Annotated in this window: 18 protein-coding genes; all 18 read left to right on the forward strand. The window is 50.1% G+C overall.

The genetic code is table 11. The annotated features are described in order from the left end of the window. Nucleotides 1–146: 146 nt before the first annotated feature. The 18 genes from ACQY6I_RS03935 (at nucleotide 147) to ACQY6I_RS04020 (ending at nucleotide 25,059) form a co-directional block, all read left to right on the forward strand. On the forward strand, nucleotides 147–770 hold the full coding sequence (locus ACQY6I_RS03935) for a glutathione S-transferase family protein (RefSeq protein WP_428240169.1): 624 nt from the start codon (nucleotides 147–149) through the stop codon (nucleotides 768–770). A gap of 397 nt (nucleotides 771–1,167) precedes the next feature. After that, the gene (locus ACQY6I_RS03940) at nucleotides 1,168–2,796 is read left to right on the forward strand and encodes a M28 family metallopeptidase (RefSeq protein ID WP_428240170.1); all 1,629 of its coding nucleotides are present in this window, start codon (nucleotides 1,168–1,170) and stop codon (nucleotides 2,794–2,796) included. A gap of 306 nt (nucleotides 2,797–3,102) precedes the next feature. Then, entirely contained in the window at nucleotides 3,103–3,744 is a 642-nt protein-coding gene (locus tag ACQY6I_RS03945) for a LysE family translocator (RefSeq protein WP_428240171.1), read from the forward strand. A 304-nt stretch (nucleotides 3,745–4,048) separates the two neighbouring features. Then, nucleotides 4,049–4,243 carry a hypothetical protein gene (locus tag ACQY6I_RS03950; RefSeq protein WP_428240172.1) on the forward strand — a complete coding sequence of 65 codons (195 nt, stop codon included), beginning with the start codon at nucleotides 4,049–4,051 and terminating at the stop codon, nucleotides 4,241–4,243. Nucleotides 4,244–5,198: 955 nt separating this feature from the next. After that, entirely contained in the window at nucleotides 5,199–5,363 is a 165-nt protein-coding gene (locus tag ACQY6I_RS03955; protein ID WP_428240173.1) for a hypothetical protein, read from the forward strand. Then, the gene (locus ACQY6I_RS03960; protein ID WP_428240174.1) at nucleotides 5,360–8,317 is read left to right on the forward strand and encodes a sensor histidine kinase; all 2,958 of its coding nucleotides are present in this window, start codon (nucleotides 5,360–5,362) and stop codon (nucleotides 8,315–8,317) included. The genes ACQY6I_RS03955 and ACQY6I_RS03960 overlap by 4 nt, the downstream gene beginning before the upstream one ends. Beyond that, on the forward strand, nucleotides 8,314–9,768 hold the full coding sequence (locus ACQY6I_RS03965; protein WP_428240175.1) for a sigma-54-dependent transcriptional regulator: 1,455 nt from the start codon (nucleotides 8,314–8,316) through the stop codon (nucleotides 9,766–9,768). The genes ACQY6I_RS03960 and ACQY6I_RS03965 overlap by 4 nt, the downstream gene beginning before the upstream one ends. Nucleotides 9,769–10,856: 1,088 nt before the next feature. Next, nucleotides 10,857–12,224, forward strand: a complete 1,368-nt coding sequence (gene pcnB, locus ACQY6I_RS03970; protein WP_428240176.1) for a polynucleotide adenylyltransferase PcnB — start codon at nucleotides 10,857–10,859, stop codon at nucleotides 12,222–12,224. A gap of 7 nt (nucleotides 12,225–12,231) precedes the next feature. Further along, nucleotides 12,232–12,711, forward strand: coding sequence for a 2-amino-4-hydroxy-6-hydroxymethyldihydropteridine diphosphokinase (folK, locus tag ACQY6I_RS03975; RefSeq protein WP_428240177.1), 480 nt, complete (start codon nucleotides 12,232–12,234; stop codon nucleotides 12,709–12,711). Between the two features lie 78 nt (nucleotides 12,712–12,789). Then, nucleotides 12,790–13,587 (forward strand): 3-methyl-2-oxobutanoate hydroxymethyltransferase, encoded by a 798-nt coding sequence (panB, locus tag ACQY6I_RS03980; RefSeq protein WP_428240178.1) that lies wholly within the window; start codon nucleotides 12,790–12,792, stop codon nucleotides 13,585–13,587. Then, on the forward strand, nucleotides 13,584–14,450 hold the full coding sequence (gene panC / locus ACQY6I_RS03985) for a pantoate--beta-alanine ligase (RefSeq protein WP_428240179.1): 867 nt from the start codon (nucleotides 13,584–13,586) through the stop codon (nucleotides 14,448–14,450). The genes panB and panC overlap by 4 nt, the downstream gene beginning before the upstream one ends. A gap of 291 nt (nucleotides 14,451–14,741) precedes the next feature. Then, complete coding sequence (panD, locus tag ACQY6I_RS03990) at nucleotides 14,742–15,122, forward strand: aspartate 1-decarboxylase (protein WP_044619035.1); 381 nt, start codon at nucleotides 14,742–14,744, stop codon at nucleotides 15,120–15,122. Between the two features lie 122 nt (nucleotides 15,123–15,244). Continuing rightward, entirely contained in the window at nucleotides 15,245–16,879 is a 1,635-nt protein-coding gene (pgi, locus tag ACQY6I_RS03995) for a glucose-6-phosphate isomerase (RefSeq protein ID WP_428240180.1), read from the forward strand. Between the two features lie 750 nt (nucleotides 16,880–17,629). After that, nucleotides 17,630–19,021, forward strand: a complete 1,392-nt coding sequence (locus tag ACQY6I_RS04000; RefSeq protein ID WP_428240181.1) for an SWIM zinc finger family protein — start codon at nucleotides 17,630–17,632, stop codon at nucleotides 19,019–19,021. Continuing rightward, the gene (locus ACQY6I_RS04005) at nucleotides 19,015–20,502 is read left to right on the forward strand and encodes a DUF5691 domain-containing protein (protein WP_428240182.1); all 1,488 of its coding nucleotides are present in this window, start codon (nucleotides 19,015–19,017) and stop codon (nucleotides 20,500–20,502) included. Before ACQY6I_RS04000 ends, ACQY6I_RS04005 begins: the two co-directional genes overlap by 7 nt. Further along, on the forward strand, nucleotides 20,499–21,578 hold the full coding sequence (locus ACQY6I_RS04010; RefSeq protein WP_428240183.1) for an AAA family ATPase: 1,080 nt from the start codon (nucleotides 20,499–20,501) through the stop codon (nucleotides 21,576–21,578). The genes ACQY6I_RS04005 and ACQY6I_RS04010 overlap by 4 nt, the downstream gene beginning before the upstream one ends. 11 nt (nucleotides 21,579–21,589) lie before the next feature. Next, entirely contained in the window at nucleotides 21,590–23,866 is a 2,277-nt protein-coding gene (locus ACQY6I_RS04015; RefSeq protein ID WP_428240184.1) for a DUF5682 family protein, read from the forward strand. After that, nucleotides 23,854–25,059, forward strand: a complete 1,206-nt coding sequence (locus ACQY6I_RS04020; protein WP_428240185.1) for a VWA domain-containing protein — start codon at nucleotides 23,854–23,856, stop codon at nucleotides 25,057–25,059. The genes ACQY6I_RS04015 and ACQY6I_RS04020 overlap by 13 nt, the downstream gene beginning before the upstream one ends. Nucleotides 25,060–25,214 lie beyond the last annotated feature (155 nt).

Below are 25,214 nucleotides of genomic sequence, written 5' to 3' on the forward strand. Positions count from 1 at the left end.
AAATAGGAATAGTATTGATGCAGGCGAGGAAGCACCACTCGCAACACCACAATTTACGGGCGTAAATGAGGATGTGAGACTGGAATTGACAACGTCCTGTGCGAAAATAGGCCATTTTTCAGAGGTTCCTTAACTGAGGGGGATGTATGGAACTCAAGCTGTACAGCGCAGTCGGCTCAAATAGTTCAGAACGGGTTGAGTGGGCTTTGAATTATAAGTCGATTCCTTATCAGCGTATCGAGGTGAGCAATAAAGCACTGGTTTCCTCTTATCTGCACATCAACCCATTCGGATATGTACCGTGCCTGGCGGTGGCAGGTCATATGATTTCAGAGTCCATGGCGATCATTGAGTGTATTGAAGAGTTATTTCCCCAGCAAAGTTTACTGGGCAACTCCGTTTTCCAGCGGGCAGCAGCACGCGAAATTTGTGAATATGTCAATTCCAGCATTCATGCACCCCAGAACCGAACCGTGCTCAAAACCTTTAATCCAGATCTGCCAGAACAGGCGAAGCGTGAGTTGCGGGGACAGTGGATCTCCGAATGCCTTTCGAAGCTGAAACAGAAACTTTGCAAAGATTCTCCATTTGCCATTGGGGAGGATTTTACGATTGCCGATATTTTCGTCGCTACCATTTATAAGAAAGCCTTACAGCATGGATCACCTGACAACGACTTTTACGATGAACATCTGCGCTGGCTACGACAGGATAATCGTATTCAGGCAGCTGAACCCTCAATAGATAAACCGTTGTCACCGGTTAAATAATATATCCTCCAGTCAAGGGCGACACATACTTTTGGTGCCGCGCAACACAATTCAATGTTATCCATTGCCCGGTATCCAACCTCGTCGAGACGACCGAATTCAAGAAACAAATACGATTTAGGATGATGAAAATGGATCTATTCCTGTTTCACTTTTACCATAAAGTATGCACTTTTTTAGTTCTCATACTAATTTATTAGCCCTTAAAACCCTTCTGTCATGCACTTTCATCTCCCTATATTGAACTGATTCACAGTTGCCGGCTTTGTGCCATTGGCGCTCCTTAAGCGCCTCTTTAAACTGCTGAAGTCCTATTTTGGTCGGTTGCAGTACAAAAAAGGATTCGGCAACCCTGACACTTCAGGGTTCATCACTGTATCAACACAAAGGAAACACTATGCAAAGCAAGATACTACAAGTAGCAGGAGTACTCTTGACAGGTTCGCTGTTGCTTTCGACACAGGCAATGGCGGGTGGATCCCATCAACAGCGTTTTTCAACATTTATCGATAAATACTGGAGCGACAATGACCTGCCGCCATGGCAATGTCGTTTCATCCCCATGGCATCTCCTCTGTTCCTGCCTCATTGTATGCAGGCCGATAATGTGACCTATCACCTGCAACAATTGCAAAATATTGCCGACGCCAACGATGGCACCCGTGCTGCTGGACTACCGGGTTATAGCAGCTCGGTCAGTTATATTACCGATACCCTTTCGGCGGTTGGCTATGATGTAACGTTGTCACCCTTTGATTTCAATGCCTTCTACGAGAATGCCGATGGAGCACTGAGTTCACTGGCACCAGAAGCAATTGAATATGTCTGGGATGAGGATTTCGGTTATCTGTCGCAGACCGAACCTGGAGATGTATCCGGTCCGGTGGTTGCTGTAGACCTTGAACTGGGAGAAGGAAATGCCTCAACCAGTGGCTGTGAAACCGAAGATTTTGAAGGATTTGAGCCGGGCGCTATCGCGCTGGTCCAGCGCGGTAGTTGTACATTCCAGCAAAAAGCCGAAAATGCGGCAGCGGCCGGTGCAATTGGCGCAATTATTTTTAACCAGGGCGACAGCGATGATCGTACCGGACTAATAAGCGCCACTCTGGGTGCTGACTACAGCGGTGGCATACCGGTCTTTTTCGCAACCTATGACAATGGCGTAACATGGTCAGAAACTGAGGACCTGGAACTCAGGATGGTGGCCGATGTATTACGTGAAATGAGATCCGTGAATAACGTGATTGCCGAGAGCAGATGGGGCAATGATGAAAATGTCGTCATGCTTGGGGCTCACCTGGATTCCGTGTTTGAAGGACCCGGTATTAATGACAACGGCAGCGGCAGTGCCGGCATTTTGGAAATGGCATTATTGCTGAAAAATGCCCGCACCAAAAACAAAATCCGTTATGCCTGGTGGGGAGCAGAAGAAGCTGGCCTGGTGGGATCCACCCAATATGTACTGGGCCTGGAGCCTGAAGAGCTGGCAAAAATCAAAGTGTATCTGAACTTCGACATGATCGGTTCACCGAATGCTTACTATGGTATCTATGATGGCGATGGTTCAACCTTTGAGCTTGAAGGACCTCCAGGATCAGCGGCAACAGAAGCGTTGTTCGAACAATACTTCGATATTCGCGGTCTGCCATTCGAAGGCAGTGAAATCAGCTTCCGTTCTGACTATGCGCAGTTTTTCGAAGAAGGCATTGCATTCGGTGGCCTGTTTACCGGTGCTGAAGAAATTAAAACAGACGAACAGGCTGTACGTTATGGTGGCGAAGCCGGACTCGCATTTGACGCCTGCTACCATCGCTTCTGTGACGATATTACCAACCTGGATCAGCGCGCGCTGGAAATCAACGCCGATGCCATTGCCTACGTCACTGCCGTATTGGCTAACAGTACCAGCGCCATTGATGAAGAAATTGACGACTCAGAACTACCGGACCTCAACGCTCAGAGCCTGATGCGGAAGTCCTCAGTCAGCTACGACAAATCTCATTGGGGCAAATATTGGATTAAATAATCCTGCACCTGAACCGGCACCCGGATATCCGGGTGCCGCTATATCACCCCATTACAGGTTGGCTCTTTAGAGTCAAACAGAGCTATAAACTATTGCCATCATTAGCCTTTCATGTTCAAAATGAGAGCACGGTTAGTAACATCTAACCGCCCGGCACCTGAGAGCTTCATTACGTAAAAAGCGAAACCGGGGCCAGATAATGATATGGCGACACAAGCCTCATTGTCAGACTAAGTAAAAAATATTGGATGTTATGCCAGGCATTAGCTGACACCAATGCCCCTCCCAATTTATAACGGAGAAAATATGGATATCGGTAATATTCTGGCTTTTATGGCCGTGGCATCTTTGCTTGTTATATCTCCCGGCCCGAATGGTCTTCTCATCGCCAAAAATGTTCCCTTGTTTGGCAAAAAGGTGGGTTTTGCCAATGTTGGTGGGTTCGTTTGTGCATTTTATGTACATGGCACCCTATCAATGCTGGGTATTTCGTTACTGCTTGTTCAGTCCGCTCAAGCTTTTTTAATTATCAAACTACTCGGTGCAGCCTATCTAATTTGGATCGGTATTAAAGCAATGTATGCAGCCATTAAAAGTGGTCATCCAACTGAAATCCATCAATCGACAGAGAATAGATTAGTTGGCGTGCCAATCCTTAAAGCCTTCTTCGAGGGTTTTCTGACAAATATGCTTAACCCGAAAGTTTCATTGTTTTATTTGGCCGCGTTTCCACAGTTTATTCCTGTGAATGAAGACCCCATAAATTTATATGTACTGGTAACGGCACATGCGCTGGTGAATCTACTGTGGTTCTCTTCTATGGTTTTAATACTAAACCGAGTTAAATACGTAACAAACTCAGTTCGTTTTAAGAAATGGCTAAACTCTATCACAGGAGCGGTTTTTATCGGTTTTGGTTCGAAACTGGCTCTCATGAAAAGTGGTTAAGAACTGTAGATAAGAGATATGCACCGGCTCAACTAACGCATAATCAAAATCGATATCCTTCTATCTATAGTGCAAGATATCCTGAAAACCCTCAGTACCGATTATCCATAAAAGCAATAAAGAAAAGCGAAATTACAGGTGTTCGAGATGGGCAAGACTGCTTAACGTTGGCGCCGAGGTGACTCTGATCATCACACGTGTTACAGCCGTTAGTTTTACGAGAAAGTTATGAGAAATATACTGATTTTATTTCTAATGTTTAGTTTACTGCGGTGCCTTAACCATAGGCCCAATAACAGATGAAGTGAGAAACGTTCAGTTAAAACAAGATACCAACAAAAATGTCACGCTAATCGATTCGATGGTTTGGTATGACTTTAATCGCTCACATGGAATACTGTTTCCCGAAGGGGAGTACGTATTGGAAGCAGAAGATGACGACTACTATTATTTCACGGCACCAAGCTCTCTTGAATTTCGAACATTTCAGGACCGGTAGACAACAGACAGTCGGTTGGAGCAGGGTGGATTATTTCTTGGCAAAAATACTTTAAGCCTGGCGCATATTTATCAACTGCGAACGGCAGCAAAACACTTGTTTGGAAGTTGGGCGGCAATTTTATGTCAATGCATGGCAAGAAATGGAAAAAAGCTATTGAAAGCGAAGGAAGGTCTGATAGGCGCATAACAGGCGTACTACACACGCATTCATAAATACTGTTGCCACAATAACACCTTTTAAGTCATAAACAGATTCACCAGTGCACAGGATACAAATAAATGCTGGGCATTTTTGCCCAATCCCTTGCACCGCACTTCTGGCAAAGCCAAACCGGTTATTTATGGCACCCCAAAGGTATTCAAGTTTAGCACGCACATTCGACTTACTTCGGTTTTTGGCGCACGCTCTGTCTCTCCCTGTTACGTAACGACTGCCATTCTTATCGGTGAAGTCTGTCACCATCCGTACATGGCAAGTAATCACTTCGCCCTGACCAGCCTGAGTCGAATCCCCCCAGACTTCGCGCTCATTTTCGTGCCGCAGATCACCGGGAATGGCGGACTGACAGCGGAGTGAATCAACGTGGTGTTACTAACGACATCAATATCGGCCTTTATACCGAAGCCCTTTCTCACCTGATACATCTATGGATCACGTTGCTGCGGCTTGCGTTTAGTAGAATCCGGGTCACTTATAATACTGACATCGACGATAGTCCCCCGGCCCACCTTACAAGCTATTTTTCTTGAGGTATTGATTGATCAGATGAAACCGCTAACCACCCTGATTATGGGCACCTGGAGCAAACGGTTATCTCAGGACAATTTAAACCTATGCGGCGGCGTTATATTGGCGCTTCTGCATAGCGACAAGTTGAGCGAATCTGCGCTAATACTTTTTATCTGCCACAACAGTTATTAGAATCGCTTCTCAAACCCTGGTTGAGAAATTTATGTTCCTGCTTCGTATCCTGGCGATTATCTCGTTCTTCGTTTATCTGGTATCGCCGGCATTACTGCCGGAAACGGCTGACCCCTGGTTTAACCCGTTTATCATCTGGTTTGGGTTGATCTGTATTACCTTTTTCCTCTTTCTACCGGAGGAAAACTCACAATGACGTTCAGCCTGAGTCTGCTGTTTGCCATTGGCTTTGGATATCTACTACTGCTGTTTCTACTGGCTTATGTGGTTGAAAAAGAATGGATTGCCCGGGAATGGGCCCGACACCCGCTGGTGTATGTGCTATCGATCGGGGTTTACTGCTCAGCCTGGGCATACTTTGGCACTACCGGCCTGGCCTACGAATACGGGTATGGCTTCCTTACCTATTACATGGGGTTGTCGGCAGCTTTCCTGCTGTATCCCTTCCTGCTCAAACCGTTTTTAAAAATCACCAAAAATCATTCTCTCGGTTCTTTGGCCGATGTATTTGCCTTTCGCTATCGCAGCCGCTGGGCTGGCACAGCCACCACGATTTGTATGCTACTGGCTATTCTGCCGTTACTGGCATTGCAAATTCAGGCCATTACTGATGCCACGGTTATCCTCGCCCCCGACACCAATGCCGCACCCGTTGGCCTGGCGTTCTGTGCCATGATGATCGCCTTCACCACATTATATGGAGCCCGCCAGATTCATCCGCGGGAACGCCATCGTTCGCTGATTTTTGCCATCGCCTTTGAATCATTTTTTAAATTGCTGATGTTTGTCGGTCTCGGAATTGTGGCGGTGTTCTATGTGTTTGAGACACCGGAAAAACTAGAGCAATGGCTCAACGGTCCCGGATTCATTCTGCGTAATCGCCTCAATACCATGCCTATTCAGACCTGGATGCTGATGTCTCTGCTGTTTATCTTCGCACCACTCACCATGCCCCACCTGTTTCAGGCCCTGTTTCGGGAAAACCGTAATCCAGCCCATCTTCGCTATGCAACCTGGGCGGTTCCCATTTACCTGTTTCTGATGGCATTACCTGTATTACCGATCATGTGGGCCGGCATGTATCTGGGTCAACCTACGAATCCGGAGTTTTATTCCCTGGCGCTGGGTCTGGGACTGGAATCACCGCTCATCACCATCCTGGCCTATCTGGGAGGTGTTTCTGCCGCCTCTGGCCTGCTCATCGTTGCCACTCTGGCGATGGCTTCGATGACACTGAATCATGTCATTCTGCCCATTCACACCCCCAAAGGCGACGAGGACATTTATCACTGGCTGTTATGGACCCGACGAGGCCTGATTGTCACCATTATTTTGGCCGCTTATCTGGTCTACATGCTGCTCGGACAGATTCATAATCTAAGCTCCCTGGGTATTGCCAGTTTTGTCGGAGTATTACAGTTTCTACCCGGCATCATTGGCACGGTGTTTTGGAGCCGGGCCAACCGTAAAGGCTTTCTCACTGGTCTGGCAGCAGGCATGCTGATCTGGTTTACCAGTATCTTTTATCCCCTGCTGGTGGATTCATTTTCACTTACCTATCGGCTACCGTTGCGTTTTGCCCTCAGCGAATCAGCCTGGGCCTATGCCACGTCCATTTCCATTAGCATCAATCTGGTGCTGTTTCTGGTGGTTTCATGGTTTACCGAAACCTCTGAAGAAGAAAAGAAGGCCGCCCGCGCCTGTTCTCAGGACGCATTGGCGGATACCAAACGCCGGCAACTGGTCGCCCGCAGTTCTGATCAGATTACCGAAGCACTCTCCACCGCCCTGGGAAAAGTCAGCGCTGAGCGCGAGGTTAACCGGGTACTCAAGGAACTGAGTTTGCCGGTCGGCGAATATCGACCCTTCGCCCTGCGCCGTATGCGGGACCGCATAGAGACCAACCTGTCTGGCCTGATGGGGCCATCAGTCGCGCAGACCATCGTCCAACGCTACCTGCCATATGCCAGTGACGATGAGTTTGGTAAAGAGGACATCAACCTGATCGAAAGCCAGCTTGAGGGCTATCACACCCAGCTGACGGGTCTGGCAGCGGAACTGGATAATCTGCGCCGTTACCACCGGCAGACCCTTGAAAATCTGCCGGTCGGAGTCTGCTCCATCGGCAGCGATACAGAAGTGCTGATGTGGAACCCAATCATGACAGAGATCACAGGGGTCGAGGCAGAGGATATTGTCGGTTCCCATCTCAATTCTCTACCCTCACAATGGCAGACCCTGCTAAGCCGGTTCATGCAGGGGCTCAGTACCCATGCATATAAAAAGGAACTGGTGATCGGCTCGCGCAAACGTTGGTACAACCTACATAAAGCATCATTACCCCAGGGCAAAAAAACCCTGTCCGAAGGCACCGTGATCCTGGTCGAGGATCAGACCGAAATTCAGATGCTCGAAGATGAACTGGTTCATACCGAACGTCTGGCCTCCATCGGCAGCCTGGCCGCTGGAGTTGCCCACGAAATCGGCAACCCGGTTACCGGCATTGACTGCCTGGCCCAGGATCTACTCTATGAAAGTGACTCTCCCATGGTAAAAGAGGCTGCTGAACATATCCGTGAGCAGACCCGGCGTGTCACTCAGATCGTCCAAAGCCTGGTGAACTATGCTCACGCCGGCTCTACGACGGGGAAAAGCGAACACATCGCCCACTCCCTTTACATGATCGTACATGAGGCAATCAAACTGCTGGAACTGTCGAAAAAAAGCCGGGACGTGGAATTTATCAACAATGTGCCACAACATGTGGAAGTCATCTGCGACCCTCATCGTCTGTCACAGGTATTCATCAATCTCCTCAACAACGCCCGCGATGCCAGCGAACCTGGCTCTTATGTAGCGGTGAATCTGCACGAGCCTGAAAATAACCATTTTGTTACCGTTGAAGTGCTGGATCGTGGCAGCGGCATCAATCCCGAGCACCTCGACCACATTTTCGAACCTTTTTTTACCACCAAGGATGTTGGCAAGGGCACAGGCCTGGGTTTATGGATTGCGTATAGCATTGTTGAAGAACATTATGGGCAGATTCAGGTCGAAAGCCCTGCGTTTAAAGTGGAAGGGATCGGTACAAGCGTTATAATCACCCTCCCAAAAGCCAACAGGCCTTCTAATCCAGAGGAGCAATTATGAGTCATATACTGGTAGTCGAAGATGAAATTATCATCCGCGGAGCACTGAGAAGACTGTTAGAGCGCCATGACTACCGGGTTACAGAAGCAGGGTCTGTACACGAAGCAACTCAATATCCACTGGACTCGTTCGATCTGATCATCAGTGATCTGAGGTTACCGGAGGCACAGGGGACCGACCTGATTGACATGGCACCCGATGTACCTGTGCTGATTATGACCAGCTACGCCAGCATGAAATCAGCCGTAGATGCGATGAAAATGGGGGCTGTGGATTACATCGCCAAACCCTTCGACCATGATGAGATGATTCGAACCGTTGAACGAATCGTTAAAAAAGACCACCGCGACACCGTACAGACCAAGGAATCCTTCAGCGAAAGCAACCACACCAAAATGACCGGTCTGGGCGAGATGGTTGGCTCTTGCCCGGCGATGAAAAAGCTTTATACCCGACTTCTAAAAGTCGCTCCTGCTGATATTACCGTGCTGATACATGGAGAATCGGGAACCGGTAAAGAACTGGCTGCCAAAGCCATCCACAGCAACAGTACCCGCGCCGATGCACCACTGGTCAGCGTCAACTGCGCCGCTATTCCAGAGAGTCTGATCGAATCCGAACTGTTTGGTCACGAAAAAGGAGCGTTTACCGGTGCCAGTGCAGCCCGCCAGGGGCTGGTTGAAGCCGCGGAAGACGGCACACTGTTTCTGGATGAGATTGGTGAATTGCCCATGGAAGCTCAGGCCAGACTGCTGCGGGTGTTGCAGGAAAATGAGGTTAGACGGGTGGGATCGGTGCATGCCAAAAAGGTCAACGTCCGGCTAGTGGCTGCAACGCACCGTAATCTACGGCAACTGGTAAAAGAGGGACGCTTTCGTGAAGATTTGTACTACCGGTTACAAGTGATTGAAATCACCCTGCCGCCATTGCGGGAACGGGGTAAGGATATTCTGGAAATTGGCAGAAGTCTGCTCATCAAGCACAAAGAACGGCTGAAACTGAACCAAGACATCCATTTTTCCAAAAAAGCTGAAGAAGCCATGACAGTGTATTCGTGGCCGGGTAATGTTCGGGAGCTTGAGAACGCTGTCCAGAGGGCTCTGATTCTGGCGGAAAGCAATGAAATCAATGCCGACCTGTTGGGCATAGAAGAAGACGATTTCCGTATTCCCGAGACCCTTGTGAATGTCTCGGCCAAAGCTCCATCGCCCCCTGTTATAGAAAACCAATCCGTAGAATCATCTGACAGTGGCTTTGATGATCTCTCACTGGAAGATTATTTTCAGCACTTTGTCATTGAACACCAGGAATCCATGAGCGAAACGGAACTGGCCCAAAAACTGGGAATCAGCCGTAAATGCCTGTGGGAACGACGCCAGCGCCTGGGTATTCCACGCCCCAAAAAAGGTACTGCCAACCTGTCGGCCCAACAACAGGCCGGAAACGGCTGAACGCTTAAAAACTTACCAACAGCCTGAATATCTCATCTTATGATCAGGCTGATACTCAATTTGAATTAACCTATTTCTGTTGCCAGACAGGGTTATCTGACCTCCGTTACCCGCTTCAATGCTTCCTCCAAGTACCGATTGGAACTTTCACTGATCTGTATCAAATATTCAGAACTGCATCAAAATTAATCAATACTGAACAATTAGCCGATGTTTTCGAGATTTGTTACCTACGTCCCCTAATTTGTTACCCTTTTACCCGTCTTTACGTAACACACCAGAATTTATCTCAGATCAAAAACTTGATTTTTTTGTAACTAATTGATTTATAAGGGTTTTTTATTTTTGGCACGGCTACTGCTAATATCTGGGCGCAACAATGATAAACAAAGCCGGAAAACAAAAATAAAATCGGCTAAGAATAAAACATAGGCGCCCGTCACAAAAACAAGAATAAGGGCGCGCGTTTTTATTAAGACTCTCTCCTTCTGATTATCTCCACTATATTTCCAAATCACTGCACTGTGCTTTCCAATACAAAATTTTATTTTTGATTCTGATCGGTACCAATTATTTCCCTAACCTATATTGACCTTCAAACATCCCGCACAAAATAAAATCCACGACTCATATAAAGCAATAAATTAAAGGTCGGTCGCGTGCCCAAAATGGACTGTTACGCAGTCAGGGAAAAACGGTAACAAGGATGGCACACATGGTAACGAATAGTCTTGACAAACCCTGTACAAAAAACAATCAAATGATCATAACTATATGTTTTAAAAGGATTTTTATTTTCTGGCACACCTTCTGCTCTTTATAAGACATACAGGAAACGTTCTCTATCCAAAAACAAAAAGAACAGCAGAACAAGTACTGGGGAGCTTCGCCTAAAAACAAAAATAAGAAGCTATGGACACTGCTTAATAACAAGAATAACAAGCAGATGGGTCGCACTAGATACTGCTAAAAAGCCGACGAAAGTCGGCTTTGTCGTATTTGCATGACTGTATTTGAATAAACGCATTCCAAAAGTTCAATCTACTACGTTACACTTCCGCATGGATTAAGCTACGGAATTCACTTTCTTGATTGACAGACTACTGAAAATATTTACCCGACCTGAGCCAAAGTTAGGGCTTGTCAGCATTCCCAGGGACCAACACACGATCTCCCGAAAAGATATCAGCCCAAATGCCCTTAAAGTTCTGTATCGGCTTAAAAATGCCAATCATCAGGCTTATCTGGTGGGCGGGTGTGTACGGGATCTGATGCTGCACAAAAAGCCCAAGGACTTTGATGTCGCCACCAACGCCACGCCTGAAGAGGTTAAACACCTGTTTAAAAACTCACGGGTGATTGGCAGGCGCTTCAAAATCGTCCATGTATCATTTGGCCGGGAAATTATTGAAGTAACCACTTTCCGGGCAGGTCACGACAGCGCAGAAAGCCAGGAAGAACTCCATCCCAAACATGCGGTGGCCGCTAAGAGCGAGCATGGCATGCTGGTGCGTGACAATGTCTACGGCACAATGGAAGAAGACGCCCTGCGTCGGGATTTCACGGTTAATGCTTTTTATTACAGCGTCGAGGATTTTTCCCTCAAAGTGTTTAATCAGGGCATTACAGACATCCAGTCCAAAACATTGAGAATTATCGGCAACCCGGAAATCCGCTATCGCGAGGACCCTGTCAGAATGTTACGGGCGGCCCGGTTTGCGGCAAAACTAGAGTTTGAGCTTGAGCCTCAGACTGCCAGCAAAATCCCTGCGTTGTCAGAACTGTTGCATAATGTTGCACCTGCACGGTTGTTTGATGAAACATTAAAACTGTTTGTATCCGGTCATGCGCTGGCCTCGTTCCGCAAACTTAGAGAACTCGGGCTACTCAAAGCACTCCTGCCAGCAACAGAACAGAGTCTGCAACAGGATGAGTCCGGCTTTTATACACGCTTCATCGAACAGGCCCTGCTCAATACCGACCAACGGGTACTACAAGGCAAACCGGTCACACCGGCCTTTTTATATGCCGCACTGTTGTGGCCAGCCACCAATGAGCAGTTTCAACAACTCAAAAACAACGGTACACCTCCTTCGGTCGCTTTACACAAAGCCAGCCAACACATTACTGGAGAACAAAACAAAACTACGGCTATTCCCAAACGATTCTCGATTCCCATGCGCGAAATCTGGGAATTACAGTTGCGGCTACCCCGGAAGCAGAGAGCCAGAGCACTGGCAGTGCTCGAACACCCCAGATTTAGGGCCGCGTATGATTTTCTGTTATTAAGAGAAGAAGCCGGAGAAAACACCGAAGGTCTTGGCCCGTGGTGGACAGAGTTTCAGCAGTCCGATCCTGCAGCACAGGAGATCATCAGCAAGAAACAGGTACCCGTTAGAAAAGAGCCTGGTTCAGGCCGGCCTCCTCGTCACCGACGCAAGAGACCGTCTTTCTGAATCCGCTATGACGACAACCTGTTACATTGCCTTGGGCAGCAACCTGGATGATCCTGCTGCCCAGATTGAGATCGCCCTGGGAGAGTTGGACGCTACAGACCATACGCAACTGGTGGTCTGTTCTTCGTTGTGGTCATCCAAACCACTTGGTCCTCAGGACCAACCGGATTACATCAATGCTGTTTGTCAAATCAGCACCCTTCTTGCCCCCCATCCCTTATTAGACTGGTTGCAAAGTATTGAACGGAGTCATCATCGTATCAAGACCCGGCATTGGGGTGAACGTACCCTGGATCTGGACATCCTCATCTATGGCGACCAGGAAGTCCAAACGGAACGATTGACGATTCCTCATCCACAGATAACGTTTCGTAACTTTGTTCTGTTACCGCTGGCGGAGATTGCTCCACAACTGATGATTGCCGGCGAGCAAGTCAGCAGCAGAGCAGAGTCAATTAATCAGACAGGCATTTTCCGAATTAAATGACCCTCGACAAGTGCCCACGCATTGACATCAGCGGGTGAGCTGACACCATAGGCGCTTTTTTAAAATCCGGGCAATTCCATGAAGAAACAGACGCTCACATCCCTCAACAAACTTGTGGCGGAAGGCGGTAAATTCACCTGTTTGACGTCTTATGATGCCACCATGACCAGCCTGATTAACGCCGCCGGCGTGGAAAGTATTTTGGTTGGTGATTCTCTGGGTATGGTCATTCAAGGACACCAGTCTACTCTGCCAGTCACCGTAGACGATATTATCTACCACACTCAGGCTGTTGCCCGTGCCAATTCAACGGCTTTCATTCTGAGCGACCTGCCATTCATGTCTTATCAGAATACCGAGACTGCATTAATCAACAGTGGCAGAGTGATGCAGGCAGGTGCCGAAATGATCAAACTGGAAGGTGGTGAATGGCTGACAGAAACGGTCTACAGACTGGCTCAGAATGGTGTCCCCACCTGTGTGCATATGGGCCTGACCCCGCAGTCCGTCAATAAGTTCGGAGGTTATCGGGTCCAGGGCCGGGGCGAAGATGCCAGCACCAGAATGCTTAACGATGCCAAAGCCATTGAACAAGCTGGTGCGGATTTCCTGTTACTGGAATGTGTTCCCAAACCACTGGCCCAGGCGATCACCGCACAGGCAGGTATTCCGGTCATTGGCATCGGTGCTGGTCCGGATACTGATGCACAGGTGCTGGTCAGCGCCGATATGCTGGGAATGAATCTCAGTCATAAAGCCAGGTTTGTGAAAGATTATCTGGCCCTGACCGGCCATATTGTGCCGGCCATGGAGTTGTTCGTAAAAGAAGTCAAAGAAGGTCTTTATCCCGCTCCCGAACATTGGTTTGAATCATGAAAACAGTTGCCTCCATCACCGAACTTAGAGCGCTTATCCGAGAATTTAAACAAGCGCATAAAACCATCGCACTTGTCCCCACTATGGGAAATCTGCACTCCGGCCACATGCGCCTGGTCAAAACGGCGAGAGAAAAAGCCGATATCGTGGTCAGCTCCATTTTCGTCAATCCGACCCAATTCGGTGAAAACGAAGATCTTGATGCTTACCCACGCACGCTCGAAGAAGATAAAAAGAAATTGATTGCTGAAGGCTGCGACCTGCTGTTTACACCAAACAGCAAAGAAATGTATCCCGCCCCGGATCTGGTCAGAGTCATTACCAATCACATTTCCACCCTTCATTGCGGTGCTTCACGCCCCATTCACTTTAACGGTGTCACCACCGTGGTCGCCAAATTTTTCAATCTGGTACAACCCGATTATGCCGTTTTCGGGCTGAAAGATTTTCAGCAGTTCACGATTATCAAAATGATGGTGGAAGAACTGATGATGCCGATAGAAATGGTGGGCGTAGACACCGGACGTGCCGATGATGGGCTGGCTCACAGTTCGCGCAATAATTATCTGACATCAGAGGAACGCGAAGTTGCACCGACCCTCTACCAAGTGCTGCAGGATACCCGACATGCCATTTTAACGGGTGAGCTGGATTGGTCGACCCTGATCAAACAGGCGAAGGTACGGCTGTCTGCAGCAGGCATGACACCTGACTATTTCAGTATCTGCCGGCAGCATGACCTTGAACCCGCGAATACTGATGACCCGGATCTGGTGATTCTGGCTGCAGCCTATCTTGGCAAAGCCCGGTTGATTGATAACATTCACTTCAGCCAAAACAGCATGCAGATAACAGAAGAATAGATACAAATCTGTGACGGAAAGATCAATTGGCTTTGAAATGCAAATTGGTTCATACTCCGCCGCGCGTGATTTTGACAACCGCATGACCGGGCAGTGACAGTTCTGTGATACAGCCCGGTTGTCAGTTCAAAAATTGCTGAGGGCGATATCGAAAGGACCCGGGCGAGGCATTATGGAGAACATGCGACGATTGCCCCTGCTGTAACCTGACAAATTTCTACCGAAGAATGGGCTCTATATCTGATCACCATTCTCAAGCCATAAAACCATAGTGTATTAGGGTTTATAACGATGTTACATTGTATGTTGAAAGCCAAATTACATCAGGCAAGAGTCACCCATTCCATGACAGACCAGGAAGGTGCTTGCGCGATTGATGGCAATCTGCTGGACATGGCCGGACTCAGGGAATACGAACAGGTACATATTTATAACCTGGAAAGTGGAAAGCGTTTTATCACCTATGTCGTTCGTGGTGAAGAAGGCAGCAACATTATTTCAGTCAACAGTGCCGATGCCCATAAAACCCGTGTGGGGGACCGCATTGTCATTTGTGCCTATGGCTACCTGAAAGATAAAGATCTGGATGGTTTCAAACCCAGAATGCTGTACCTGAACACCGACAATACTGTAAGCCACACCAGCAATTCCATCCCAGTAAAATCCTCCTGATCCAACACTTCCAGGCATGATCTGAATCAGCGATGGGCGCAGTCATAAATCTTCAGACTGGCTCCCACCGCTGTTTTGTAATTTAATGACATCAGTTCACTTAGCAATCCAAGGAAAACAAGATGGCGTTAAATAAATCTCCGGCGTGGGATAACCTCGTCGCCCATCAAAAAACGGTCGCACCCGTGCATCTCAAAGAGCTGTTCCAACAAGATGCAGAGCGCGGCAAACGATTCTCTCTGGAAGCTGCCGGAATCTTTCTGGATTATTCAAAGAACCGCATCACCTCTGAGACCATAGAACTGTTACTGCAACTCGCACAACAGCAGGGAGTTCCACAACGGATCGAACAAATGTTCTCCGGGGCCTACCTTAACGGTTCCGAACATCGTCCTGTCCTCCACGTGGCATTACGTAACCGATCCAATCGGGCTATTACCGTTGACGGCCAGAACGTTATGGACGAAGTCAATGCCACGCTGGCGAAAATGCAGAAATTTGCTGAAGCCGTTGATAGTGGCGAATTTGCTGGATACACCGGTAAAAAACTACGTACCATCGTCAACATTGGCATAGGTGGCTCATTTCTTGGTCCGAAAGTTGTGTCCGATGCATTGAAGCCCTATTGGCAGGAGGGTTACGACCTCAAATACATTGCTAATATCGATGGCACCGATGTCACGGAAGCAGTCAAAGGGCTGGATCCGGAAACCACCCTGTTTGTAGTCTGCTCTAAATCATTTGGCACAATTGAAACCCTTAAAAATGCTCAGGCCTGTCGTCAATGGTTCTATGATTGTGGTGGCAAACCTGAACACGTCAAACATCACTTTATCGCTGTTTCCACCAATATTCCGGCTGCAACAGAGTTTGGCATCGACGAAGAAAACATGTTCCCAATGTGGGATTGGGTTGGTGGACGTTATTCATTGTGGTCAGCCATCGGACTGCCGCAAGCCATTGTCCTCGGTTTCGATAATTTCGAAAAACTACTGTCTGGCGCCCATGCCATGGACGAACACTTCCGCACTGCGCCATTGGCTGAAAATCTACCAGCTATTCTTGGCATGCTGGGAGTCTGGTACCACAACTTTTTTGGGGCTGAATCCCATGCGGTACTGGCATATGACGAATACCTCAAAGACCTGCCCAACCATCTGCAACAGGTGGATATGGAGTCAAACGGCAAGTCCGTGACAACAGAGGGTACCGCTGTCAACTGGCAGACGGGTCCGGTGATCTGGGGTGGCACCGGTACAAATGGTCAGCACGCTTATCACCAGCTGCTGCATCAAGGAACCCGTCTGATCCCGGCAGATTTCATTATGCCGCTGAAGAGCCACAACCCGGTAGCAGACCATCATGCCCAACTGTTCGCCAATTATCTTGGTCAGCAACAGGCCATGCTGGAAGGTAAAACCTATGAAGAGGTTCTCGCCGAACTCAAAACCAAAGGCATCGATGATACCCGGGCCAAAGAAATTGCCCCACACAAAGTCATTCCCGGCAACCGTCCCTGTAACAGCATTCTGTTTGAGAAAGCCACTCCCGAAACCGTGGGAGCCCTGATCGCCATGTACGAGCACAAGGTCTGTGTTCAAGGGGCAATCTGGGAAGTCAATTCCTTCGACCAGTGGGGTGTAGAACTCGGCAAAGTCCTCGGCAACGGCGTTTATTCAGCGCTGGAATCCGGTAACCTGGAAAACTACGACAGCTCTATTGCCCAGTTAATTGAAAAATTCCGTTCAGCACAGTAATTCCCGTTACTGCATCAGCCCGCTAAACGTTATCAAAGAGCCTTTAGCGGGTTTACTAAACAGCACAAAAACAATCACTGATATTCATTATATGATTTAAAACCAATAAAATATGATTGTCTGCCTGAATATCCTTTTAGGGAAAGGTATGTAGTATTGATCAGCGGACTGTCAATATTAAAAAGCCCCCATAATTATTCAATGAGTGCCTACTCTATAAACTTTCCGGAAAAGCTGGGTTCAAAATCACTCCAAAAAAACAGTTAACACGAAAACCAATAACAACAATGAAGCATTAAAAAAACAGGAAACCCTCAGTCACTTTTCCCCCAAAAGACACAAAACTTAAAACTATAAGTGCAGATAAAAACAATGCGCCACATAAAGCAATCGATACTAACGTTAGTCGGGCTCTCAGAATAAAGTTAAGGGGCCTCTGAAAAATAGGAATAGTATTGATGCAGGCGAGGAAGCCCCACACTCAACATCGCAATTTACTCACGTAAATGAGGATGTGAGACTGGGGCTAACAACGTCCTGCGCGAAAATAGGCCATTTTTCAGAGGATCCTTAATAAATGACATCATTAACAAAGCATCCATTGCTACTTGGAATGACGCTGAGATATTGATGCTGGAGGACAACCATCGGCTCTTCAGCGGGTTAACCTGCAAACCATTTCCTTAAACAAAACAATCCTTTATATTCCTGTGCTCAATGTAGTTCCCAGGATTACCATCAGGACGATAAATGGATATTTCTCTGCAAGTCATTCAGGACCTCGCCCCCGATCAGGCCTCACTGAATGCCGCTAAAAAACTCATCAAACCCGGAAAATGGCCTACGCGTGGAAAGTCCGCCGCCGTCCACAGCATTTGGGGACAGTGCCAGGGCTCAGGTGCCAATCCTTATTACACCATGGCGGATGTGGTCGATCATGGTTACAAATGCACCTGCCCATCACGTAAATTTCCGTGCAAACATGTTCTCGCGCTGCTCTGGCAGTTCGCCGAAGACGCTGAGGAGTTTACTGAAGGCGAACCTCCGGCATGGGTACAGGAATGGCTCGGGCGTCGCCGTAAATCCGGTGCCACCACCACCGCTGAAAGCAAACCAGTGGTCAGCAAAAATATTCACGCTGCAGACACCCCCGTTACCACACTTTCAGCCGCCGAACAGGCTAAAAAGGAAGCGGATAAAGCCCGCCGTGCTGAGCAGAACCGCGCCAAAACCAATGCCTTGATCACAGCCGGACTCGAAGAGTTTCAGCAGTGGGTCGACGATCAGCTCAGAACCGGAATAGCGGGCTTCCTGAAAGAAGCTCCGGCACGGTGTCGCAGAATTGCCGCACGCTTGGTGGATGCCAAGGCCGCCGCACTGGCATCGCGAGTTGATGAGCTGCCGGCCAAACTGCGCCAGCTTGAGAACGAGCATCGTCCGGCGGCCGTATTCAAAGAACTGGGGCAATTGATTCTGTTGTCTGAAGCCTGGCTGGCCGACCCGGATGATGCCGACGCCCGTAGGGCCGTAGCCAGTACCGAAACCCGGGAACAAGTATTGGGACACAGTCAGACTCTGCGCCGACACGGCGTATGGGAAAACATTGGCGAAAAAGTTGAAACCCGCCGTGATGGATTGATCAGCCACAGCACCTGGTTGGTCAACATCGAATCAGATACTCCGGAATTTGCATTACTACAGGACTACTACCCTGCCTCCGCCGGCAAACGTGAGGTAGGGCTCGGTAATGGCATGCACTTAAAAGGAGAGCTGGCGTACTACCCCAGCCGCTTGCCGCTTCGAGCCTTCGCGGTCGAATACCAGATCCAAAACCATGCGGATGATCACCCCTGGCCTGTTTCCAGCGTGGATGTGTGGACTCATTATCAGCACAGTCTCTTCCAGCTGCCCTGGCAGGAACAATGTCCGTATCTACTGGGCAAAGGTCGCATTCTCACCGATGAGGAAGGCCGTTATTGGTGGTGTAGTCTGACCGACGACAATCGCCTGCCACTGCTCAATCACTCGCTGCCGACACTGCTACCGGGTGCTATATTGCAAGCGGCTTTCATAACCTGGAACGGCCGCCACGCCGAGTTGTTCAATGTACACAGCGAACAATGGGGACGATTATCATGCTGACCGAAACACAAGTGCGCGAAGAACAGCTGTGCATCGAGCAATTGCAGCAACGCTGGATGGTGGGTAGCAACAGCCCTTTGAACCGGGAAGATCTACCTACCGACTGGCAGCCGCTGTGCCACGGCATTGCCCCAGAACGCCTGTCCATCATGGCTCTGGCGCTGGCCAGCCAACACCAGGAAATACTCTATCAACATCATGACAGTACCCCGCTGCCGTCACGCCCCCCTCTGCCGGCATTATCTTTACCGGTGTTGCCTGAACGTCTGCGCCCCTGGTTCAGGCAGGCCCTGGAAAGCATTCATAAGCGTACCCAGATTGGCCACAGCGCGCTGATGCATCTGTTGAGTCAACGGGGATTCGTCGCTCACCCTGCCGACTGGCTGTTATCCGAAAGCGATGACGATCTACCTGACGTTTATCTGCCCTGGCAGCAATGGGTCAGCCAGACTGGCACCACAACCGCTGAGCCAGAAGCCCTGACCGCCGAAAACTGGGATGACTGGTTTCCGGCCCCACGCCTGCAACAACTGAAACGACTGCGCAGAACAGACCCCGATGCCGCCCGGACATTACTGGAAACCTGTATCAGTCGGGAATCAGCGGATAAACGGCTCAAGTTGGTGGAGGTGCTGGCCGTCCGTCTGACAGAGGCCGATGGCTCTTTTTTGCAGACTCTGCTTCAGGATCGCTCTGGTAAAGTGTCGGCACTGGCCACCCAACTGTTGATCAGACTGGGGCATTATCCGGCGGATGATCAGAACCAGCGCCAACTCACTGAGGAATTGGCCACTAACCTGGAGCTGAAAAAAGCCGGTCTAATCAAAAAGCGCCTGCTGGTATCCAGTAAACCGCTGAACAATAAGACGCGCCAGGCCATTCGCACCCAACAACTTGAAACCGTGATTCTGGCCGAACTGGCGACAACCCTCGGCATCACCACCAAACAACTGCTCGACAGCTGGCAGTTTTCCCAACATCGTTCCAGTGACAATCAGGCATTTGTCACCAACGCCGTCAACACCCTGGCGGATGAGCTGCTGCAACCACTGCTGGACAACCTCATGAACTATCTTGTCAGTGAGCCAGAGGAACTGTGGTTATTGAGGCTATTGAGTCCACGGCTGTCAGTACAGCAGCGTCATAATATTCTCCAGACATTGATCAGTCAGAAAGGCCCCGGGATAGAATTTCACAGCTGCCTGGCGTTTTTATCGGAACCACTGACCACTCTGACCTGGCAATCATTAACCAACACCACGGCCTGGAAAACCTTACAGGAAAGCATCAAAACCCAATTGACTGACAGCCGTTACCTCGACGACCCGCTGATCGACCGCGAACTGGTTGCTCTGGGGCTACTATTACCGGCTGAGCTGGCCGCCCAGGTTCTCCAGTATCTCTGGCAGATCGGCGTGCAACAGGCTGATCCCGTCACCGACCTATTAAAATTAAATGCAGAATTAAGGACATCATTATGAGCAATGTACTTCGCCAGGCCGTTGAGCTGACTTACCAGGCAGAACTGGACGCACTGAAAGCTGAGGACCATGGCCACAAACCGGCCAATTGGAGTCTGTCTCCGCGTGCCGTGGTAACGTATCTGATGGGTGGCAAAACCGCCGATGGGACCGACATCAGTGCCAAATATATCGGCCATCGCCGGCTGATCGAAACGGCGGTCGCCACACTCGCCACCGACCGGGCATTGTTACTGCTCGGAGTACCCGGTACCGCCAAATCGTGGGTTTCCGAACATCTGGCCGCCGCCATTTGCGGAGACAGCACCCGCGTCATTCAATGCACTGCCGGTACTGATGAAAACCAGATCCGCTATGGCTGGAACTATGCGCAACTGCTGGCGCACGGCCCTAGTCGCGAGGCACTGGTACCAACACCTCTGTTCCGCGCCATGGAATCCGGCACGTTATGCCGGCTGGAAGAACTCACCCGTATGGGCTCAGATGTTCAGGACACTCTGATCACGGTGCTGTCTGAAAAAATGCTGCCTATTCCCGAACTGAACGATGTCGTTTATGCCCAACGCGGTTTTAACATCATCGCCACCGCCAACAATCGGGACAAAGGTGTGAATGAGCTGTCATCCGCATTAAAACGCCGCTTCAACGTAGTGGTCCTGCCACTGCCGGACGATTTCAACGAAGAAGTGGAAATCATCGCCCGCCGGGTCGCCGAAATGGGCTCCAGTCTGGAACTGCCCGTACCCGCCAATGCCCGTGCCGAAATTGAAAAAGTGGTGACAATCTTTCGCGAATTGCGCGGCGGCGAAACCCTGGATGGCAAGGTGGCATTAAAAGCCCCGACCGGTAATCTCTCCACTGCCGAAGCCATCGCCGTCATGGTGGGCGGACTCAGTCAGGCCAGCTGGTTCGGCGATGGCCGTTTCAGCGCTTCCGATATCAGCAGCAACCTGATCGGTGCAATTGTGAAAGACCCGGTGCAGGACAAAGCTGTATTAGAGGAATATCTGGAAACGGTGCTGAAAAAGAGACGCGAATTTGCCGATTACTATCAAACCCTCAACGACGTGTTATAAGGATCCCGCACGTGTCCAAGTCTGATATTCACTATCTTGGCATCCGTCATCACGGACCGGGTTCTGCCAAACGGCTGATCGCTGCGCTGGACACTCTGCGGCCGAGCCAGCTGTTGATCGAAGGGCCGGCGGACTGCTCGGAGCTGATGAGCATGCTGGCTGATTCAGGCATGCAGCCACCAGTGGCTCTGCTGGCCTACGCCACCGACAATCCGGAGCACAGTATTTATTATCCCTTCGCGGAGTTTTCACCGGAATATCAAGCCTGCTGCTGGGCCGTCCGGCATCAGGCTGAACTGCATTTCATCGATATTCCGGCCGGCATTCAACTGGCCGGGAGCAGATCTGACGAAGCGACTGAAAACGATGAACCGACTGCTCCCTCAAACGACAATCAGCAACAACTGTTTGAAGACCCGATTGCGGTGCTGGCGCGGTTATCTGGCTATCAGGACAGTGAGGCCTGGTGGAATGACCTGATCGAACAGAACCACGATGACGACCTGGCCATTTTCGATACCGTTGCGCAGGCCATGGCAGCATTACGGGAAAGCATCACGGAAGAACATCCGTCACATTCCCGAGACCTGGTTCGTGAGGCCTACATGCGCCGAGAAATCAGCCGGTTGAGCAAAAACACTGAAGGTCCAACCGTGGTCGTCTGCGGCGCCTGGCATATACCGGCATTGCAGGCCCGGCACAGCAGTAAAGACGATCGTGCCCTGATTGCCACCCTGGCCAAAAAACTACCGGCCAGCAAACTGAAAAGCACCTGGATACCCTGGACATCCCCGCGTCTGGCGCTGCGCTCAGGTTATGGTGCCGGTGTTGCCTCCCCGATGTGGTACCAACACCTGTGGGATCAGCGCGATAATAGCCAGGCCCTTGAACACTGGCTGACCCGGGTGACCCAGGCACTGCGCAACAGCGGTCAGGTTATATCCAGTGCCTCGGTCATCGAAGCTGTCCGCCTGAGCCACAGTCTGGCAGCCGTACGCAACCGTCCGTCACCGGGATTCGAGGAAATAAGAGAAGCAGTGATCGCCTGTCTGTGTTTCGGTGAACCATTGATCTGGAATCAGCTGGAAACGCAGTTGCTGCTTGGACACGCGGTCGGCAGCATTCCCGAACATGCGCCACTGGCACCGCTCTTGGAAGATCTGCAGAAACAGCAAAAACGACACAAATTAAAGGCCGAAGCACTGGATCGGGAACTGTCTCTGGATCTGCGCTCGGAAGCCGGCCTGGGTAAATCGATACTGCTACATCGACTCAATATTCTCAATGTGCCATGGGGAAAAATCACCGACGCCGGCGGCAGCCGCGGTACGTTCCGGGAACGCTGGCAACTCAGCTGGCAACCTGAATTTGCCGTCCAGCTGGTGGAGAACCTGGTGTATGGCAGCACCATTGAGCAGGCTGCCGGCAACCGCCTCTCCGAAGTCCTGGCATCAGAACACAACCTGACACAACTGGCGGAAACCACTCAACTCGCCTTGGAAGCTCAGCTGAACAGCGCCGCGGAAACCGGTCTGGCGCAACTGGATCAACGTGCTGCACATACCAGTGATGCTTTGGAGTTACTTGAGAGTATTGCCCCGCTGGTGCAGATCCATCGTTATGGCAGTGCCCGGGAATTATCATTCCAACACGTCGGCAAATTGATTGACCGGCTCGCCACCCAGTCAGCACTGGCCCTACCTTATGCCTGTCGCAACCTGAATGATGACGAAGCCGAACACCTCTGCCGCAGTATCACCAAAGCGCATCAGGCATTGCAACTGGCCGAACTCGACAGCGAGTTAATGGCACAGTGGTGGCACAGCCTGCAACAGGTGATCGAACATCACAGTTCCAGCATGCAGGTGGCCGGCCTGTGCTGTCGGTTACTGTATCAGGCCGGGCATCTGGCTGCCGATAGGTTACAAATCCAGCTTGGCAAAGCTCTGTCACCAGCAGTAGTAACCGCTGAAGCCGCGCGTTTTTTCGATGGTTTTTTCACCGATGCAGTGCAACGCCTGTTGTACGACATCGTGTTGATGACTGCTGTGGAACAATGGTTACTACAGTTACAGGAAGAGGAATTTATCGAACACCTGCCACTGTTCCGGCGCGTATTTGCCACCCTGGATGCCAGTGAACGCAAACGCCTGCTCGACAGCATCAACCGAGACCGCAGTCATTCTCAACCCACTCACCAGATACGCACCGAGGCGCTGGCAACCTGGCCGGAGCAACTGCAGCGATTGGGCAAATTGATTCAGAGAGACAAGACATGGCACCAATAGAGCCAACCACACAACCATCCACCGATACCGACAAAGAACGCCGCTGGCGACTGGTGCTGGGTGCTGATGACAACGACCAGAGCAGTGCCTTGTCTGCCGATGATAAACGCCTCTCGAAAGCATTGAACGCACTCTACGGCCACGATGCCCATAAAGGCCGTGGCAGCCTGTCGCGTTCGGCACCGAAGGTCTCCAGCTGGCTTGGCGACATCCGGGAGTTTTTCCCGGCCTCAGTAGTGCAGGTTATTCAGCGCGATGCATTTGAACGTCTGGGCCTGAAAAACATGTTGCTGGAACCCGAGTTTCTGGCAGCTATGGAAGCGGATGTACACCTCGTGGCAGATCTGATCAGCCTGCGAACCATCATGCCGGAACAAACCATTGAAACCGCCCGACAGGTAATCAAACGGGTTGTTGATGAATTAATGGAACGCCTGGAACAGAAAACCGCCGAAGCGATTCGTGGTGCGGTCAACAAATCCAAACGCAGCTTTCGTCCCCGGTTCGCGGATATCGACTGGCCCCGGACCATTCAGGCGAATCTGCGCCATTATCAACATGAATTCAAAACCGTGGTGCCGGAAAAACTAATCGGTTATCAGCGTCAGAGCCGCCGCATTGTTGACCTTGATGAAGTGATTCTCTGTGTCGACCAGTCTGGTTCCATGGCTTCATCGGTAGTTTACAGCTCGATTTTCGCCGCTGTCATGGCTTCGATTCCTGCGGTCAAAACCCGACTGGTCTGTTTCGATACCGCCATACTGGATCTGACCGACGACCTGGCTGACCCAGTCAGCGTTCTGTTTGGTGTGCAACTGGGAGGTGGTACAGACATCGATCAGGCCATTGGCTACTGCGAAACCAAAATCGAACGACCGGGAAAAACCCATCTGATCCTCATCAGCGACCTCTACGAAGGCGGTAATGCCGACAGTCTGAAAGGCCGGATCGCTAACCTGATCCGCCAGGATGTCAATGTCATCACCCTGTTGGCACTCAATGATGATGGTCGTCCATCCTATGACGCAGAAATGGCCGCCACTTTCGCAGCACTCGGATCGCCGGTCTTTGCCTGCACACCAGATCAATTCCCTGATCTCATGGCAACCGCTCTGAAACGCGACGATATTCTGAATTGGGCTGCCGATCAGGATATTAAGGCCATTCGTGCAGACAGTGCGGGTTCGTTTTAAGGGGCCTCTGAAAAATAGGAATAGTGTTGATGCAGGCGAGCAAGCACCACTCGCAACACCGCAATTTACGGGTGTCAATGAGGATGTGAGACGGGGGCTAACAACGTCCTGCGCGAAAATAGGCCATTTTTCAGAGGTTCCTTAATTATTAACCC

This window comes from Gynuella sp., assembly GCF_050297175.1.
Classification (GTDB): domain Bacteria; phylum Pseudomonadota; class Gammaproteobacteria; order Pseudomonadales; family Natronospirillaceae; genus Gynuella.

Coding starts and splice junctions, on each gene's coding strand:
- ACQY6I_RS03935 (WP_428240169.1), top strand. CDS start 147: ATGGAACTCAAGCTGTACAGCGCAGTCGGCTCAAATAGTTCAGAACGG.
- ACQY6I_RS03940 (WP_428240170.1), top strand. CDS start 1,168: ATGCAAAGCAAGATACTACAAGTAGCAGGAGTACTCTTGACAGGTTCG.
- ACQY6I_RS03945 (WP_428240171.1), top strand. CDS start 3,103: ATGGATATCGGTAATATTCTGGCTTTTATGGCCGTGGCATCTTTGCTT.
- ACQY6I_RS03955 (WP_428240173.1), top strand. CDS start 5,199: ATGTTCCTGCTTCGTATCCTGGCGATTATCTCGTTCTTCGTTTATCTG.
- ACQY6I_RS03960 (WP_428240174.1), top strand. CDS start 5,360: ATGACGTTCAGCCTGAGTCTGCTGTTTGCCATTGGCTTTGGATATCTA.
- ACQY6I_RS03965 (WP_428240175.1), top strand. CDS start 8,314: ATGAGTCATATACTGGTAGTCGAAGATGAAATTATCATCCGCGGAGCA.
- folK (WP_428240177.1), top strand. CDS start 12,232: ATGACGACAACCTGTTACATTGCCTTGGGCAGCAACCTGGATGATCCT.
- panB (WP_428240178.1), top strand. CDS start 12,790: ATGAAGAAACAGACGCTCACATCCCTCAACAAACTTGTGGCGGAAGGC.
- panC (WP_428240179.1), top strand. CDS start 13,584: ATGAAAACAGTTGCCTCCATCACCGAACTTAGAGCGCTTATCCGAGAA.
- panD (WP_044619035.1), top strand. CDS start 14,742: ATGTTACATTGTATGTTGAAAGCCAAATTACATCAGGCAAGAGTCACC.
- pgi (WP_428240180.1), top strand. CDS start 15,245: ATGGCGTTAAATAAATCTCCGGCGTGGGATAACCTCGTCGCCCATCAA.
- ACQY6I_RS04000 (WP_428240181.1), top strand. CDS start 17,630: ATGGATATTTCTCTGCAAGTCATTCAGGACCTCGCCCCCGATCAGGCC.
- ACQY6I_RS04005 (WP_428240182.1), top strand. CDS start 19,015: ATGCTGACCGAAACACAAGTGCGCGAAGAACAGCTGTGCATCGAGCAA.
- ACQY6I_RS04010 (WP_428240183.1), top strand. CDS start 20,499: ATGAGCAATGTACTTCGCCAGGCCGTTGAGCTGACTTACCAGGCAGAA.
- ACQY6I_RS04020 (WP_428240185.1), top strand. CDS start 23,854: ATGGCACCAATAGAGCCAACCACACAACCATCCACCGATACCGACAAA.